Below are 16,658 nucleotides of genomic sequence, written 5' to 3'. Positions count from 1 at the left end.
TTTCGACGTAGTGCGCAGCGCCTTGACGGCGATGACTTCTGATTCTATTGAACGTAGAAATGAGTAATTCGACGCAGATTCGCGCGGCAGCAAATGGACCGAAATACAGGAGAAGTAAATGAGCCAGCGAATAAAAGTCATCATCGCGGATGACCACCCCGTGATCCTGTTCGGCGCGACACAGGCGCTCAACAAGTTTCCGGAAGTCGACGTCATCGGGCAGGCGCGCCAGTCGACTGAACTCGTCCAGTTGCTGCAGAAGACACCTTGCGACGTCCTCGTCACCGATCTCGCCATGCCCGGCGGCTCATACGGCGACGGCATGCCCTTGCTCGGCTACATTGGCCGCCAGTTTCCGCGGGTCAAGCTCGTCGTGCTGACGATGCTCGAAAATCCGGCCTTGCTCAAACGTTTGCGTGAAGTCGGCGTGATGTCGATCATCAACAAGGCCGACGACATGAACCATATAGGCTGGGCGATCCAGCACGTGATGCGCGGTCAGGAGTATCTGGGCCCGTCCGTGAAGAGCGCGCTCGACAGCATGGGGCTCGGCTCGAACGGGCAGCAGCGCAGCGTGATCCTGTCCAAGCGCGAACTCGAGGTCGTACGCCTTTTTGTCTCGGGCATGACGATCACGGAAATCGCGGGGCAATTGCGGCGCAGTATCAAGACGATCAGCACGCAAAAGAACACCGCGATGCGAAAACTCGGCATCGAGCGCGATTCCGAATTGTTTCAGTATGCGCAAAGCAACGGCTTAATGAATCTCTCTGCCTATTCCGGCGACGGCTCGCTCGACAATTCTTCATTGCCCAATCCGAATTCTCTTTAGCCGTTTTTGCTTGCCGAATAAAAAAGAGCCGCTGATTCGAATCAGCGACTCTTTTATTCATATTGCTTCGCGAATGTAAATTCTTATTGCGGAGCAGCGGTTGCGCCGCCGTGGGCAGCCGACCATTCGGCCGGCGCGTGCAGGAATTTCTCGACTTCATCGAGCGTCTTCGACTCGAAGTAGCCTTGCTCCTTCGCGACGCGCAGCACGTCCCACCACGTGGCGAGCGCGTGCAGATCGACGTCGATGTCTTTCAGCACCGACACGCTTTCCTTGAAGATGTTGTAGTGGAACAGCACGAAGCAGTGATTCACGGTCGCGCCCGCGGTGCGCAGCGCGTTGATGAAATTGATCTTGCTGCGGCTGTCCGTGGTCAGGTCTTCGACCAGTAGCACGCGCTGGCCTTCCGTGAGCAAACCTTCGATCTGCGCGTTGCGGCCGAAACCCTTCGGCTTCTTGCGGACGTACTGCATCGGCACCATCAGACGGTCGGCGATCCACGCCGCGAACGGGATGCCCGCGGTCTCGCCACCGGCGACCGCGTCGATCTGCTCGTAGCCGACGTCGCGCAGGATCGTTGCCTCGGCCATCTCCATCAGGCCGCGACGCACGCGCGGGTAGGAAATCAGCTTGCGGCAGTCGATATACACCGGGCTCGCCCAGCCGGACGTGAAGATGTACGGTTTTTCCGCGTTGAAGTGCACCGCCTGAACTTCGAGCAGCATTTTGGCGGTGGTATCGGAGATCGTCTGGCGATCGAAGCCTGTCATGGGCGAATCCTTGGACTTGTGTGGCGCTTGAAGAAGCGGGAGGCGGCCGCGAGGGCCCTGGCGCATGGAACTGACGCGAAAAGAGCCGTCTTGCGACGGTCGTTCAGACGTTTCCTGCGCGCGTAGCCCGCCATTTTACCCGAGCGAACGGGTCGGGGCGAATTGTTTGCAGGTTGTGAAAGCGCGACGCTCGCACGTACACTCGCGACGCTGCGCGTACCGACTTCCTTCGATGACATCTGTTTCCTCCACCAACGATTCCCCCGCCGCGCCCACTCGCCACGCGCTGCGCGCGCTCCTCGCGTCCGTGCTCGGCTACGCGATGGACGGCTTCGATCTGCTGATCCTCGGCTTCATGCTGCCCGCGATCGCTGCGGACTTGCATCTCACGCCCGCGCAATCCGGCGCGCTCGTCACCTGGACGCTCGCCGGTGCGGTGGCGGGCGGCATCGTGTTCGGCATGCTGTCCGATTACTTCGGCCGCGTGCGAATGCTGACCTGGACGATTCTCGTGTTCGCCGTTTTCACCGGCTTGTGCGCGCTCGCGCAGGGCTACGGCGACCTGCTGATCTATCGCACCATCGCCGGGATCGGGCTGGGCGGGGAGTTCGGCATCGGCATGGCGCTCGTCGCCGAGGCGTGGCCCGCGCGGCTGCGGGCGCGTGTGTCGTCGTATGTGGGGATCGGCTGGCAACTGGGCGTGCTCGCCGCCGCGCTCATCACGCCGATGCTCCTGCCCGTGATCGGCTGGCGCGGCATGTTCGCGGTCGGACTCTTGCCGGCGGTCGTTTCGTTTTTCGTGCGGCGGCAAGTGGAAGAACCCACGCTGTTCACCGAACGCCGCGCCGCCGCGAAAACCGGCGCCGCGCGCAAACTGCCGCTCAAACGTCTTTTCGACGACGCCCGCACGGCACGCGCGAGCATCGGCGTGATCATTCTGTGCTCGGTGCAGAACTTCGGCTATTACGGGTTGATGATCTGGCTGCCGAGCTATCTGTCGAAGACCTTCGGCTACTCGCTCACGAAGTCCGGACTCTGGACCGCTGCCACCGTGCTCGGCATGGCGCTGGGCATCTGGCTGTTCGGGCTCGCGGCGGACCGCTTCGGGCGCAAGCCGGCGTTTCTCGCGTATCAGATCGGCGCGGTCGCGATGGTGTTCGTCTATTCGAATCTGACGAGCCCGTCGGCGCTCTTGATCGGCGGCGCGGTGATGGGCGTGTTCGTGAACGGCATGCTCGGCGGCTACGGCGCGCTGATCTCCGAGATCTATCCGACCGAAGCGCGCGCGACCGCGCAAAACGTGCTGTTCAACATCGGGCGCGCGGTCGGCGGGCTCGGGCCGGTGGCGGTCGGCGCGCTCGCGGCACGCTATTCCTTCGCGGTCGCGCTCGCGTTCCTCGCCTCGATCTATCTGTTCGATATCGTCGCGACGCTCTTTCTGATCCCCGAAAAGCGCGGCGCTGAACTCGAGTGACATCACCCGCGTTTGTCCGATGAAACCGGCCCGGATACGCTGAAACGTTGCATCGCGTCATTGCAGGCGCGCGGTGTACACTGGTTGTCCCAAAAAACCAAAGGCTCCGTCCGCTCGTTCCATCCTTGCGAGCGGCACGCCGCGTCTATCCGACGCGCCGGGCATATGAAACTTGGTCCATAGATTCACATTTCCGCATTCATGCAGCACGGTCGACGGCGGTGTGAACCCTGTTCAAATAATTCCCAAACGTCTCAGGTCAATCATGGACGAACAACTCAAGCAAAGCGCCCTCGCGTATCACCAGAATCCCCGTCCCGGCAAGATTTCGGTTACCCCGACCAAGCCGCTTTCGAACCAGCTCGACCTTTCGCTCGCGTATTCGCCGGGCGTCGCGGCCGCGTGCATGGCGATCTACGATGAGCCGCTCGACGCACAGAAGTACACGTCGCGCGCGAATCTCGTGGGCGTCGTGACGAACGGCACGGCCGTGCTGGGCCTCGGCAATATCGGCCCGCTCGCGGCCAAGCCGGTGATGGAAGGCAAGGGGTGTCTCTTCAAGAAGTTCGCGGGCATCGATGTGTTCGATATCGAATTGGCGGAAACCGATCCGGACAAGCTCGTCGATGCGATCGCGATGCTCGAGCCCACTCTGGGCGGCATCAACCTCGAAGACATCAAGGCGCCGGAATGCTTCTACATCGAAAAGAAGCTGCGCGAGCGCATGAAGATTCCCGTTTTCCATGACGATCAACACGGTACGGCGATCATTGCATCGGCGGCGATTCTCAACGGCCTGAAAGTGGTCGGCAAGAAGCTGGACGAGATCAAGCTCGTGTGCTCGGGCGCGGGCGCGGCAGCGATCGCGTGTCTGGACCTGCTCGTGCATCTGGGCTTGAAGAAGTCGAACACGCTCGTGATCGATTCAAAGGGTGTGATCTACGAAGGCCGCGGCAATCTGGATGCCTCGAAGGAGCGCTATCAGGCGAGCACCGACGCGCGTACGCTCGCCGACGCGATGCACGGCTGCGATGTGTTCCTCGGCTGTTCGAGCGCGGGCGTGCTCAAGGCCGAAATGGTCGAGACGATGGCCGACAAGCCGCTGATCCTCGCGCTGGCCAATCCCGAGCCGGAAATCCGTCCGGAAGAGGCGAAGCGCGTGCGTCCGGACTGTATCGTCGCGACGGGCCGTTCGGATTATCCGAACCAGGTGAACAACGTGCTGTGCTTTCCGTTCATCTTCCGCGGCGCGCTGGATGTCGGCGCGACGACGATCACGGAAGAGATGAAGCTCGCGTGCGTGCGCGCAATCGCGGAACTCGCGGAAGAAACCGATCAGGGCGATGAAGTCGCGAAGGCTTACGAAGGTCATTCACTGGAGTTCGGCCCGGACTATCTGATTCCGAAGCCGTTCGATCCGCGTCTGATCATCAAGATCGCGCCGGCCGTCGCGCAAGCCGCGATGGATTCGGGCGTCGCGACCCGTCCGATCAAGGACATGGACGCGTATCGCGAGACGCTCGGCGCGACAGTGTATCGCACGGGCATGGTGATGCGCCCGGTGTTCGCGGCGGCGAAGGCGGCGCCCGCGCGCATCGCGTTCGCGGAAGGCGAGGACGAGCGCGTGCTGCGCGCCGCGCAGTTCGTGCTGCTGGAGAAGATCGCGAAGCCGATCATCATCGGCCGGCCGGCTGTCGTCGAAATGCGTCTGCAGAAGATGGGCTCGAAGCTGAAGCCGGGCGTCGACTTCGAGATCGTGAATCCGGAGGACGATCCGCGTTATCAGAAGAGCTGGCAGGCGTATCACGAAATCGCCGCGCGTCAGGGCGTGACGCCCGAAAGCGCGAAGGCCGCGCTGCGCAAGTTCAACACGCTGATCGGCGCGATCCTGGTTCACACCGGCGATGCGGACGGGATGATTTGCGGTCTCATCGACACGTATCAGGATCATCTGAAGTTCATCGATCAGGTGCTGGGCAAGGCGGAAGGCGCGAACAACTTCGCCGCGATGAACCTGCTGATGCTTCAGGGCCGCAATCTCTTCATCAGCGATACCTACGTCAACGAAACGCCGACGCCCGAGCAACTCGCCGACATGACGATTCTGGCGGCGCGCGAGATCGAGCGTTTCGGGATTCAGCCGAAGGTCGCGCTGGTGTCGAACTCGAACTTCGGCAGCGTGCCGGGTGCGTCGAGCAAGCGCATGGCGGAAGCGCGCAAGCTGATCGCAGAGCGCGCGCCGGATCTCGAGATCGACGGTGAAATGCACGGCGATGCTGCTTTGTCGGAGACGGTGCGCAAGGCTTCGTTCCCGGGCACGACGCTGCACGGCGAGGCGAATCTGCTGATCATGCCGAATGTGGAAGCGGCGAACATCACGTACAACCTGCTCAAGATGGTGAGCGGCGAGGGCGTGACGGTCGGGCCGTTCCTGCTGGGTGCGGCGAAGCCGGTGCATATTCTGACGCCGGCCGCGACGGTGCGTCGGATCATCAATATGACGGCGGTGGCGAGCGCGAATGCGAGCGTGGCGAAGTAAGGCGCCAGCGCGTTAGATAGTCGAACGGCGATCCGGGAAACCGGATCGCCGTTTTGTTTGGGAGATTCAGCGCGTCAGGCGACGTGTCTCGCGTCGCCGCCCTGCGGATCACGCCACCGCGCCAGCAGCTTCTCCCACTTGACCTTCGCCGCCTTCACGTTGTTCTCCTTGACGTGCCCATAGCCGCGCATGGAATCCGGCAGACTCGCCAGTTCCACCGCAAGCGGCAGCTTCTGCGCCGTGAGTCCGCCGATAACCTCGCGCACCAGCGCCTCATACTCGCCGATCAACGCCCGCTCCATCTTTCGCTCTTCCGTGCGTCCAAACGGATCGAGTCCCGTCCCGCGCAGAAACTTGAACTTCGCGAGCACGCGCATCGCGGACATCATCCACGGGCCGTATTGCTTCTTCACCAGATGCCCGTGCGCGTCCTTCTTCGACAGGCTCGGCGGCGCGAGGTGAATCTTGATCTTCCAGTCGCCTTCGAAACTGTTCTTCACCTTGTCGAGAAAAACCGGATCGGCATACAGGCGCGCGACTTCGTACTCGTCCTTGTAAGCCATCAGCTTATGGAGATTCTTCGCGACGGCTTCGGTCAACGGATACCGCCCGTCGCCCGGGCCGAATTCCGCTTCCTTCGCGCGCACTTCCGCGACGAGCCGGCCATAACGCGCCGCGTACGCCGCGTTCTGATACCTGGCGAGATAGTCGAGCCGCTTGTCGATCAACGCGTCCAGAGCCTTCGGCGTATGCAGCGCGATGACCTTGCCCGGCGCTTCCTGTCCGACGCGCTGCGAATCCGCGAGACGGCGCACTGCCTCGGGATCGTGCGCCGCGCGACGGCCCCATTCGAATGCGGCGAGATTCTTTTCGACCTGCACGCCGTTCAACTCGATCGCGCGCACCAGCGATTCATGCCGTAGCGGCACCCAACCCTTTTGCCACGCGAACCCGAGCACGAACGGATTCGTGTAGATCGCATCGCCCATCAGTGCGACGGCGAAGCGGTTCGCATCGACGAGCGCGACATGCTCGCCGGCCGCCGCGCGAATATCCGCCTCCGCGCTCGCGCCCGGGAAACTCCAGTTCGGGTTCTTGATGAATTCGGCGGTCGGCGTCTGCGCGCTGTTCACGACGACGCGCGTGTGATCCGGCTGCATCCGCGAGCCGCATTCGTTGCTCGCGGTGACGATCGCATCGCAGCCGATGACGAGATCCGCCTCGCCCATCGCGATGCGCGTCGCGTGGATATCGGCGGGGCGGTTAGCGATCTGCACGTGGCTCATCACGGCGCCGCCCTTTTGCGCGAGGCCGGTGACATCGAGCACGGTGACGCCTTTCTGCTCCAGATGCGCCGCCATGCCGAGCAGCGCGCCGATCGTCACGACGCCCGTGCCGCCGACGCCCGTCACCAGCACGCCGTACGGCCGCGCAATCTCCGGAAGCTCCGGCGCGGGCACGGTGGGCATCGCATCCGCTTCGACGCTCGTCGCCTTCGGCTTCTTCAGTTGGCCGCCTTCCACCGTCACGAAACTCGGGCAGAAGCCGTTCAGACACGAGTAGTCCTTGTTGCACGTCGACTGGTTGATCTGCCGCTTGGTGCCGTATTCGGTTTCGAGCGGTTCGACCGACAGGCAATTCGACTTCACCGAGCAATCGCCGCAGCCTTCGCACACGGCCTCGTTGATGACGACGCGCTTCGCCGGATCGGGAAACGCGCCGCGTTTGCGACGCCGGCGCTTTTCGGTGGCGCAGGTCTGGTCGTAGATCAGAATCGATGTGCCCGGCACTTCGCGCAGTTGACGCTGGATTTCGTCGAGCTTGTCGCGATGATGCACGTCGATGCCCGGCGCAAGTCCGACGCTCGCCGTGTACTTCTCCGGCTCGTCCGTGACGATGACGATTCTGGCCGCGCCTTCCGCCGCAAGCTGATGCGTGATCTGCGGCACGGTCAGCACGCCGTCGACGGGCTGGCCGCCGGTCATCGCGACCGCGTCGTTGTAGAGAATCTTGTAGGTGATGTTCACCTTCGCCGCGATCGCCGCGCGGATCGCGAGCAACCCGGAGTGAAAGTAGGTGCCGTCGCCGAGATTGGCGAACACGTGCTTGTCGTTCGAGAACGGCGACTGGCCGACCCACGCGACGCCTTCGCCGCCCATCTGGCTGAAGGTGCTGGTATTGCGGTCCATCCAGACCGTCATGTAGTGGCAGCCGATGCCCGCCATCGCGCGCGAGCCTTCGGGCACGTTCGTCGACGTATTGTGCGGACAGCCCGAGCAGAACCACGGCTTGCGCTCCGCTTCGACGCGCGGGCGCGCGAGCGACTTCTCCTTCGCGTCGATCACGGCGAGCCGCGCGGCGATGCGCGCGCGCACGTCCGCGGGCAAATCGAATTTTTCGAGGCGCGTGGCGATCGCCTTCGCGATGATCGCGGGCGACAGCTCGTAGTGCGCGGGCAAAAGCCAGTTGCCCATCGGCACGGACCATTCGCCGCCCGCGCCGTCTTTTTCGTCGAACTTGCCGTAGACGCGCGGCCGCTGCGCATCCGGCCAGTTGTACAACTCTTCCTTGATCGCGTATTCGAGGATCTGGCGCTTTTCCTCGACCACCAGAATCTCTTCGAGCCCGCGCGCGAACTCGTGCGCGCCTTGCGCTTCGAGCGGCCACACGCAGCCGACCTTGTAGAGACGGATGCCGATCTGCGAGCAAGTCGCGTCGTCGAGGCCGAGGTCGGTCAGCGCCTGACGTACGTCGAGATACGCCTTGCCGCCGGTCATGATGCCGAAGCGCGCGTGCGGCGAATCGATTTCCACGCGGTCGAGCTTGTTCGCGCGCACGTAGGCGAGCGCGGCGTACCACTTGTAGTCGAGCAGACGCGCTTCCTGCACGAGCGGCGGGTCCGGCCAGCGGATGTTCAGGCCGCCATCGGGCATCGCGAAGTCGGTCGGCAGCACGATTTTCGTGCGATGCGGATCGATATCGACGGACGCCGACGACTCCACGACATCGGTCACGCATTTCATCGCGACCCACAGGCCGGAATAGCGGCTCATCGCCCAGCCGTGGAGGCCGAAATCTAGATATTCCTGCACATTCGACGGAAACAGCACCGGCAGACCGCACGCCTTGAAAACGTGTTCGGACTGATGCGCGAGCGTCGATGATTTCGCGGCGTGATCGTCGCCGGCGAGCACCAGAACGCCGCCGTGCTTGGCCGATCCGGCGGAATTGCCGTGCTTGAAGACGTCGCCGGAACGGTCGACGCCCGGGCCTTTGCCGTACCACATCGCGAACACGCCGTCGTGCTTCGCGCTCGGATACAGATTGACTTGCTGCGAGCCCCATACGGCGGTGGCGGCGAGATCTTCGTTCACGCCCGGCTGAAACACGACCTGATGCGCGGCGAGATGCTTCTTCGCCTTCCAGAGCGACTGGTCGAGACCACCGAGGGGAGAACCGCGATAGCCGGAGATGAATCCGGCGGTGTCGAGACCGGCGGCCTTGTCGCGCTCCTGCTGGAGCATCGGCAGGCGCACCAGCGCCTGGATGCCGCTCATATAGGCGCGGCCGCGTTCGAGCGTGTATTTGTCGTCGAGCGTGACGGACTTCAGTGCGGCTTCTAGGGAAGCTCTTTGTTCTGCGTCTAGCGGGGCGTTCATTATGTGTACTCCTCCACCCGGGGTTTGGGATCGCCAAAGCATTTTTCAGGCCGTTGCGTCTTGTGAACGTTCGGGCCGGGATTCTCAGTGTGCCCGATGCGCTGGTCTTTCAGGCACTGGTACAAACCCGTTAAAAATTCCTCACTTAAGCGCGTTTTGCATCAAATCCTTAACGTTTTGACCGTCTCGAAGAGGGTTTTGTTACAGCGTGTAAATCCGACCGATTCGCGGAACCCTGAGGCTCATCCCTGTCTAACATGCGCTTTTCGGAAATCCCGTGCCGTCTTTTTGCGCACGTTTGGCTTCCGAAAGCGAGTTGTTTAGAAGGAGATAACGATGAAACAACGCCACATCCAGAGTTTTTTGATGGTTTCGGCGGCTTTTTTCGCCATCAGCGCGCCGGTGGGCGGCGCTCGGGCGAATAACGCGTCGCCGTTCGGGGCGTCGTCGGTTGCACAGGTCGCGCAGGTGCGCGTTCATTCGGTCCAGGCTGGCGCCCAGAAGCGCCGCGAATCGGAAAGCAGCGACGACGAGACGGCGGGCTGACCCGCTCACGCGGTTCGGATTTACACACCGGACCGTCAGAATGCACAAAGGGACATGGACCTTCGCGGTCCATGTCCCTTTTTCAACACCCGTATTTCAGTCGCCGATCAACTCGCGGTGGTGTCCTTCAGCACGCCACGGCGCATCTGATCCAGTTCGATCGACTCGAACAGCGCCTTGAAGTTGCCTTCGCCGAAGCCCTGATTGCCCTTGCGCTGGATGATCTCGAAGAAGATCGGCCCGATCTGGTTCTCCGTGAAGATCTGCAGCAGGATTTCGTCCTTGGTGCCGTCGATCAGAATCTTGCGCTTCTTCAATTCCGCGACCGATTCGACGTGACCCGGCACGCGACGATCCACGAGTTCGTAATAGGTATCGATGGTGTCGAGCAGCGCGATGTTCGCGCCGCGCAGGCCGTCGACTGTGCTGTAGATATCGCCCGCGCCGAGCGCGATGTGCTGAATGCCTTCGCCGTGATACGCGTCGAGATATTCCTGAATCTGTCCCGCGGTTTCCGAGCCTTCCTCGTTGATCGGAATGCGGATCTTGCCGCACGGTGAAGTCATTGCCTTCGACTTCACCGCCGTCACCTTGCCTTCGATATCGAAGTAGCGAACTTCGCGGAAGTTGAAGAGCCGCTCGTAGAACTCCGCCCACTCGACCATGCGGCCGCGATGCACGTTGTGCGTCAGGTGATCGATATACGTGAGCCCGTGGCCGACCGGATTCTGCTCCGCGCCGGGAATCGGCTCGAAATCGACGTCGTAGATGCTGATATCGCCGATGCTGCCCGGCTGTGCGCCGTTCTTGCCGCGCCAGCGATCGACGAAGTAAATCAGCGAATCGCCGATGCCCTTGATCGCCGGAATGTTCAGTTCCATCGGGCCGGTCTTGTTGTCGAAGCCCCACGCGCCTAGATCGAGCGCGCGCTTGTACGCCTGGGCGGCATCGGCGACGCGGAACGCGATTGCGCAGATCGATGGCCCGTGCATACGCGCGAAGCGCTGCGCGAACGAATCCGGCTCGGCATTAACGATGAAGTTGATTTCGCCCTGGCGATACAGCGTCACGTCCTTGTGACGGTGCTTCGCGATCGCGGTGAAGCCCATTTGCTCGAACAGCTTGCCGAGCGCGACGGGATCGGGCGCGGTGTATTCGATGAACTCGAAGCCGTCAGTGCCGACGGGATTCTCCCAGGTCGTTGCGGTCATGCATGTCTCCTGATTTGGATGCGCGCGATGTGCGCGACGTGGAGACAGTTTAGTCAGGCGTCGCTGGCAAAAACTTGCGAAACAAACCGTGAGTTCATAATATTCGGCACGATATTGCCAGTAATGCGTCACACGGAGCTAGAAAATGGCCGAACCCGATTTGGACACGATAGATCGCAGAATTCTTGCCATCCTTCAGGAGAATGGGCGCTTGTCGAATCAGGAGATCGCGGAGCGCGTGAATCTGTCGCCAAGTCCGTGTCTGCGGCGCATTCGGCGGCTGGAGGATATCGGCGTGATTCGCGGCTATGTCGCGTTGCTCGATGCGAAAAAGCTCGGACTCGGCCTGCTCGCGTACATCAACGTGCGTCTGGAGAAACGCGGCGGCATGCAGGCCGCGGCCGGCACGCCGAAAGCGCCGACGCACGGCGATCTGTTTCGCGAAGCGGTGCGCTCGTGGCCGGAAGTGGTGGCCTGCGATGCGATGACCGGTGAAATGGATTTCCTGCTGCGCGTGCAGGTGCGCGACATGGATGATTTCTCGCGATTCGTGCAGGATCAACTGCTGCATCATCCATCGGTGATCGACGTGCGCTCCAGTTTTTCTCTCGAACGCATCAAGGAGACGACGGTTCTGCCGCTGCGCTGAAATGACGAAGGGCGGTCGAAGTCGCCCTTGTTGGTCCCGCTCGCAGCGCAAACCCCGCGCTGTTCTCGAAGGAAGTTACGCGGCGTCCGCAGTCGGCATAAGTGCCTGGAAAACCTGCGACGCGCGGTGCGCCTGACGCTTGATCGCGTAGTCGAAGAGGGCGGCCTGCTCCTGAAGCATTTCGGTCATGAAGCTGCTCTGGTCGGCCGGCGTGAGCGACAGATAAGCGTCCGCCTCGCCGTACGCGTACTCGATCTTCATGCCCGACTTCTTCGCGATGTGCATCATCGTCGAATTGCGCGACAGGCAGTGCATATAGAGCACCGACACATGCGTGTTGCGGCTGCTCATGGAGGCGCGCTCGAACAGCTTCGTGCCGACGCCGCGACCGCGCGCGCTTTCGAGCACGGACACGCCGAACTCGGCGGTGCGCTTGTCGCCTTCAGCGGGCAGATAGGCCAGATGGCCGACGCCGATCAGTTCCAGCGAACTCCCGAACACGCCGAACACCTTGTCGTTCGAGAAGTTGATGTTGTGGACGTAGTTCTCGATCACGTGATCCGGCACGACCTGGCCGAAGCGCAAGAGGCGGTCGTCTTCGTCGAGTGCAAGAAAGTGCGTGAGCAGGCGTTCGCGATCGGCCGAGGACAATTCGCGGACGAGAACCGGCATGCGCGCGTTCTTGATCGGCTGATCGTGCGCGACGATCTGCTCGGCAGTGCGGTTGATGGTCAGTTCCACGGTTGTTCCTCCTCATTCGTCATGCAGCATGCTGCAAAGCAAAACGAATTTTAGCTGATTCCAGAGAAACAGATACGGGAAAACCCTTAAAACGCTCTAGGAAAGACGTTCTAAACAGCTACTGAAATCGATTAGATTGTATAAAAATCAACATTTTACGATCGCTGTGTAAACGCAACGTTTTACCGGCCAGTCGGTTTGTTGTGCTGCAACATCGCGTTCAGTCGCCGTTCAGACCGTTCTCGATCATGTCGACGACCTGCTCGGCGAATTCGCCATAACCAAGCTTGCCGCCCGGCTTGAGCCACGTGAACGTCCAGTTGATCATGCCGAAGACCATCATCGTGAGCGCGGTCTGATTGTCCTTGGTCGCGCGCTTCGGATAAGCCCGCGCGAGCTGACGCGCAAAAGCCGCCACGATATCGCGCTGACGATCCAGAACAATCTCGCGCTGCGCGTCTTCCAGATACTTCACATCATTGAGCAGCGCGACGTGCCGGCTGTGCGACGTCTCGTATTCGGCGAGGAACGCGCGCACGAGATCGGCGAACGCCTCGCGCTCGCCCAGTCCGCGCCGCTGGCTCGAACCTTCCACTTCCGCGATGATCAGCATGAGCCGCTTGGTGTAGCGGTCGAGCAGATCGAAGAGGATCGCTTCCTTGCTCGCGTAGTAGTGATAGAGACGCGCCTTCGACGTGCCGCTCGCGGCGGCGAGGTCGGCCATCGAAGTGCTGGGATAGCTCGTCTGCGCAAATTTCGCGGCGGCGAGTTCGAGGATCTGTTCGCGTTGCGTCTCGTGGTCGGGCGCTTTGGTACGTGCCATGTGTTCGAAGTGTGCGTTCTTATAAATATGGTGTTCAGCGGCGCAGCTCGGCCTGACTGATCTCGGACGGCGTGCCGCGGATTTTAAGCCGTCCCGCCGTGACGAGTTCGCGGCAGCGCCAGAAGGCGATGGAATCGGAGAGCATGAAATCGAAGCGTCGTCCCATCGCGGCGCCGGCGATCTGGCGGGCCAATTGCCATTCCGGGCCGGCGAGATCGAGCAACGCTTCGTCGACGTCGGCCCACGTGCTGGAAACGAGCATGTTGTCGCGCAGGCGACGCGTCTCGGCATTCGCGTATTTCGCTTCCTGCCATTCGAGCGCGAGCCGGCTGATGCGCAGGACGGAAATCGGCGCGGCGGTCGGCAGTTTCGCGAGCAGTTGCTTCGGCGAGAACATGCCGACGGCGGTCGCGCGATCGTCGCGGCCGACGCGTCCGGGTGCGCCGTCATCGGTCGCGATGCTCAGATCGTCGTGATTGAGCTTCGCTTCGTTGAGGCGCTGGGGCGCATTGCGCAAGTGAAAAGCGACGCGCCGCAGCGTGAGCTGGTCCGCCGCGCTCTGGCCGTGCCACACCACAATCTGCGCATCGCTACGCGCGAGGCGGCCGAAGAGGGCTTGCTGCTCTTCGAGTTCGTCCTCGAAGTCGATCGCGCTGTTCAGCACCTGACGCCAGAACGCGGCGCGCGCGAGCGGCGATTCGTCGATCTCCCTTAGCGGGCCGACGGCAAGATCGTCGCGCAGCGCGATGACGGGCTCGTCGCGTTCGGCGCGCCGCAATGCTTCCGTGAGGGCCTGGGCCGCGTAATCGCCATTCGTGACGTGAGTCGTGTTCATCGTTGTCGGATGCCGGAAGACGAAAAGGACCGCTCGGGTGAGCGGTCCTAGTTTACGCGAATCGAATGATGCCCGGCTGTGATCTATCGCTCGTCGAAACTCACGACCACGCGCTCGCTCACCGGATGACACTGGCAAGTCAGGACGAAACCATCCTCGATTTCATGTTGTTCGAGCGTGAAGTTCTTTTCCATCTTCACTTCGCCCTCGAGCACTTTCGCGCGGCACGTGCAGCACACACCGCCCTTGCACGCGTACGGCAGCGCGAGGCCCGCTTTCAAACCCACATCGAGCACGCTCACGCCTTCGTACGGCAGGCGCAGCTTGCGCTTCTTGCCGTCGATGATCAGCTCCAGATCCGCCGCAGGCGTGTTCTCCGTGATCTCGATGGCCGGCACCCCCGCCTGCGGCAACGGCGTGCCGAAGCGCTCGACGTGAATCTGCTTCAGTGCAACGCCCGAGTCCTTCAATGCCGCTTCGGCCGCATCCATCATCGGGCCGGGGCCGCAGATGAACGCTTCGTCGATTTCTTCAGGCGAGAGCAGGCTTTCCAGAAACGCCTTGCACTTCGCTTCATCCAGCACGCCGTTGAAGAGCTCAACATCCTGCAGATCATCCGACAGCACGTGATACAGCGAGAAGCGATCCATATAGCGATTCTTCAGATCTTCGAGCTCCTCGGCGAACATGATCGCGTCCACACTGCGATTGCCGTACACCAGCGTGAAGCGGCTGGTCGGCTCCGTATCCAGCGTCGTCTTGATGATCGCCAGCACCGGCGTGATGCCCGAGCCGCCCGAGAACGCCACGTAATGCTTCGCGTGATCCGCGTTCAGGTGCGTGAAGAAGCGGCCATCGGGCGTCATCACCTCGATCTCGTGGCCGGGCTTCAAGGTATCGAATGCGAAGTTCGAGAAGCGGCCGCCCCGCACACGCTTGATGCCGATGCGCAATTCGCCATCGCGATCGTAGTCGGTCACGCCCACGCAGATCGAATACGAACGACGCGTTTCTTCGCCGTCGATATGCGTCTTGAGCGTCACGAACTGGCCCTGCGTGAAGCGAAACGCATCGCGCAGCGCGGGCGGCACCTCGAACGAAACAGTGACCGCATCGGCGGTTTCGGGTCGCACGTCACGGATGCGCAGCGGGTGGAATTGCGGAGTCGCCATGTTTTTCGGCTCGCTTCAGTTGATTCAGTTGATTCGGTTGATTCGGTTGATTCGGTTGATTCAGTGATTCGGTTCAGTACGGCTTGAAGTAATCGAACGGCTCGCGGCAATCGATGCAGCGATACAGCGCCTTGCACGCCGTCGAGCCGAATTGCGCCAGCTTCTCCGTGTGCGTCGAGCCGCAACGCGGACAGGCGATCACCTCGGGCTTGCGCGGCACGAAACGGATCGGCTTCACGTTCGATACGGGCGCGCTGCCGCATTGACCGGTCGGCGGCGCGATACCGTAGCGGCGCAGCTTCTCGCGCGCTTCATCGGTGATCCAGTCGGTCGTCCACGCCGGCGCCAGCACCGTCTCCACGCGATGCGCGCCGAGTTCAGCCTGATCGATCGCCTGCGCGATGTCCTCGGCAATCTGCGACATCGCAGGACACCCCGAGTACGTCGGCGTGATCACCACTTCGAGCACGCCATCGTCGCCGTGGCGCACATCGCGCAGAATGCCCAGCTCGCGAATCGACACCACCGGAATCTCCGGATCAGGCACCGCTTCGAGCACGTGCCACGCGCGTTCGATGGTTGCGTCGGCCGTATTCATCACCAGCTCGCGCCCGGATGCTGACGCGCCAGACTCTGCATTTCCGCCAGCAGATAACCCATGTGCTCCGAGTGCTCGCCGTGCTTGCCCGTCGTGATGTGCTGCACTTCGGCGGGCGCTTTGAGCGTGGCTTCTTCGAGCGCCGATGCAACCTGCTCACGCCATGCCGCTTCGAACGCGCTCGCCAGCGGCGCGATGCCCGCATCGGCGACTGCCTGCTCGATCGCATCGGTGGCGAAGAACTCGCGCGTGTACGGCATCAGATAATCGAGCGCGGCCTGCGCACGGCGATGCGACTCGTCCGTGCCATCGCCGAAGCGCACCAGCCAGTCGCGCGCATGATGCAGGTGATAGCTCGTCTCCTTGATCGACTTCGCCGCGATCGCCGCGAGTTGCGCATCGCTCGATGTCTGCAGCGCGCTCCACACTTCGATCATCAGCGCCGAGTACAGGAAGTTGCGCACGATCGTCACCGCGTAATCGCGCTCGGCGCGTGTCGTGCCCGCCAGCGGACCGACGTGCGGCAACTCCGCGATCGTGTAGTTGGCGAACTCGCGTTCGGTGCGGAAGTACGCGTAGTCGTCTTCGGTTTTTTTCGTGCCGTTCAGCGATGCTTCGAGCGTCGCCGCGTGCGTATAAAGAAGCCGCGACTGACCGATCAGATCCAGACTGATGTTCGCCAGCGCGATGTCTTCTTCCAGCGCCGGGCCGTGGCTGCACCACTCGGCGTTGCGCTGGCCGAGGATCAGCGCGTTGTCCGCCAGACGCAGCACGTAGGCGAGATGTTGTTCCTGATTCATGACGCTCCC

At 62.0% G+C, this 16,658-nt stretch carries 14 protein-coding genes; 5 read left to right on the top strand and 9 right to left on the bottom strand.

Annotated elements, in window-relative coordinates; translation table 11 throughout:
* The first annotated feature begins 118 nt into the window (after positions 1 to 118).
* The gene (locus BTHE68_RS12180; RefSeq protein WP_162066495.1) at positions 119 to 832 is read left to right on the top strand and encodes a response regulator; all 714 of its coding nucleotides are present in this window, start codon (positions 119 to 121) and stop codon (positions 830 to 832) included.
* Between the two features lie 83 nt (positions 833 to 915).
* On the opposite strand, the gene BTHE68_RS12175 is transcribed toward BTHE68_RS12180, so the two are convergent.
* A complete protein-coding gene (locus BTHE68_RS12175; RefSeq protein WP_061120316.1) occupies positions 916 to 1,602 on the bottom strand; it encodes an orotate phosphoribosyltransferase in 687 nt (228 codons plus the stop codon).
* A gap of 232 nt (positions 1,603 to 1,834) precedes the next feature.
* Here BTHE68_RS12175 and BTHE68_RS12170 point away from each other — a divergent pair, with 232 nt between their 5' ends.
* Together BTHE68_RS12170 and BTHE68_RS12165 are read left to right on the top strand one after the other, a co-directional pair.
* Positions 1,835 to 3,076: an MFS transporter gene (locus BTHE68_RS12170; RefSeq protein ID WP_162066494.1), complete on the top strand. Its 1,242-nt coding sequence runs from the start codon at positions 1,835 to 1,837 to the stop codon at positions 3,074 to 3,076.
* Positions 3,077 to 3,341: 265 nt separating this feature from the next.
* Positions 3,342 to 5,615, top strand: coding sequence for an NADP-dependent malic enzyme (locus BTHE68_RS12165; RefSeq protein WP_162066493.1), 2,274 nt, complete (start codon positions 3,342 to 3,344; stop codon positions 5,613 to 5,615).
* A gap of 74 nt (positions 5,616 to 5,689) precedes the next feature.
* Here BTHE68_RS12165 and BTHE68_RS12160 read toward each other — a convergent pair whose 3' ends face one another.
* Positions 5,690 to 9,274 (bottom strand): indolepyruvate ferredoxin oxidoreductase family protein, encoded by a 3,585-nt coding sequence (locus BTHE68_RS12160; RefSeq protein WP_162066492.1) that lies wholly within the window; start codon positions 9,272 to 9,274, stop codon positions 5,690 to 5,692.
* 336 nt (positions 9,275 to 9,610) lie between these two features.
* On the opposite strand from BTHE68_RS12160, the gene BTHE68_RS12155 reads away from it, so the two are divergent.
* Positions 9,611 to 9,820: a hypothetical protein gene (locus BTHE68_RS12155; RefSeq protein ID WP_061180115.1), complete on the top strand. Its 210-nt coding sequence runs from the start codon at positions 9,611 to 9,613 to the stop codon at positions 9,818 to 9,820.
* A 107-nt stretch (positions 9,821 to 9,927) separates the two neighbouring features.
* Here BTHE68_RS12155 and hppD read toward each other — a convergent pair whose 3' ends face one another.
* Positions 9,928 to 11,031: a 4-hydroxyphenylpyruvate dioxygenase gene (gene hppD, locus BTHE68_RS12150; protein WP_162066491.1), complete on the bottom strand. Its 1,104-nt coding sequence runs from the start codon at positions 11,029 to 11,031 to the stop codon at positions 9,928 to 9,930.
* Between the two features lie 145 nt (positions 11,032 to 11,176).
* Between hppD and BTHE68_RS12145 the strand changes: the two genes are divergently transcribed.
* On the top strand, positions 11,177 to 11,680 hold the full coding sequence (locus tag BTHE68_RS12145; protein WP_061180113.1) for an Lrp/AsnC family transcriptional regulator: 504 nt from the start codon (positions 11,177 to 11,179) through the stop codon (positions 11,678 to 11,680).
* Between the two features lie 75 nt (positions 11,681 to 11,755).
* Here BTHE68_RS12145 and BTHE68_RS12140 read toward each other — a convergent pair whose 3' ends face one another.
* The 6 genes from BTHE68_RS12140 to paaC all read right to left on the bottom strand — a co-directional run bounded on the left by BTHE68_RS12140 (position 11,756) and on the right by paaC (position 16,649).
* Positions 11,756 to 12,352, bottom strand: coding sequence for a GNAT family N-acetyltransferase (locus BTHE68_RS12140; RefSeq protein WP_225936256.1), 597 nt, complete (start codon positions 12,350 to 12,352; stop codon positions 11,756 to 11,758).
* A 289-nt stretch (positions 12,353 to 12,641) separates the two neighbouring features.
* Complete coding sequence (locus BTHE68_RS12135) at positions 12,642 to 13,244, bottom strand: TetR/AcrR family transcriptional regulator (protein WP_061180111.1); 603 nt, start codon at positions 13,242 to 13,244, stop codon at positions 12,642 to 12,644.
* Between the two features lie 34 nt (positions 13,245 to 13,278).
* A complete protein-coding gene (locus BTHE68_RS12130) occupies positions 13,279 to 14,079 on the bottom strand; it encodes a DUF1835 domain-containing protein (RefSeq protein WP_162066489.1) in 801 nt (266 codons plus the stop codon).
* Positions 14,080 to 14,162: 83 nt separating this feature from the next.
* Positions 14,163 to 15,251 carry a 1,2-phenylacetyl-CoA epoxidase subunit PaaE gene (gene paaE / locus BTHE68_RS12125; RefSeq protein ID WP_162066488.1) on the bottom strand — a complete coding sequence of 363 codons (1,089 nt, stop codon included), beginning with the start codon at positions 15,249 to 15,251 and terminating at the stop codon, positions 14,163 to 14,165.
* A 73-nt stretch (positions 15,252 to 15,324) separates the two neighbouring features.
* Entirely contained in the window at positions 15,325 to 15,849 is a 525-nt protein-coding gene (paaD, locus tag BTHE68_RS12120; RefSeq protein WP_162065679.1) for a 1,2-phenylacetyl-CoA epoxidase subunit PaaD, read from the bottom strand.
* On the bottom strand, positions 15,849 to 16,649 hold the full coding sequence (paaC, locus tag BTHE68_RS12115; RefSeq protein ID WP_162066487.1) for a 1,2-phenylacetyl-CoA epoxidase subunit PaaC: 801 nt from the start codon (positions 16,647 to 16,649) through the stop codon (positions 15,849 to 15,851). The genes paaD and paaC overlap by 1 nt, the downstream gene beginning before the upstream one ends.
* Positions 16,650 to 16,658 lie beyond the last annotated feature (9 nt).

Source organism: Burkholderia sp. THE68 (genome assembly GCF_009938265.1).
Classification (GTDB): domain Bacteria; phylum Pseudomonadota; class Gammaproteobacteria; order Burkholderiales; family Burkholderiaceae; genus Caballeronia.
This window is presented reverse-complemented; position numbering and strand designations above follow the sequence as displayed.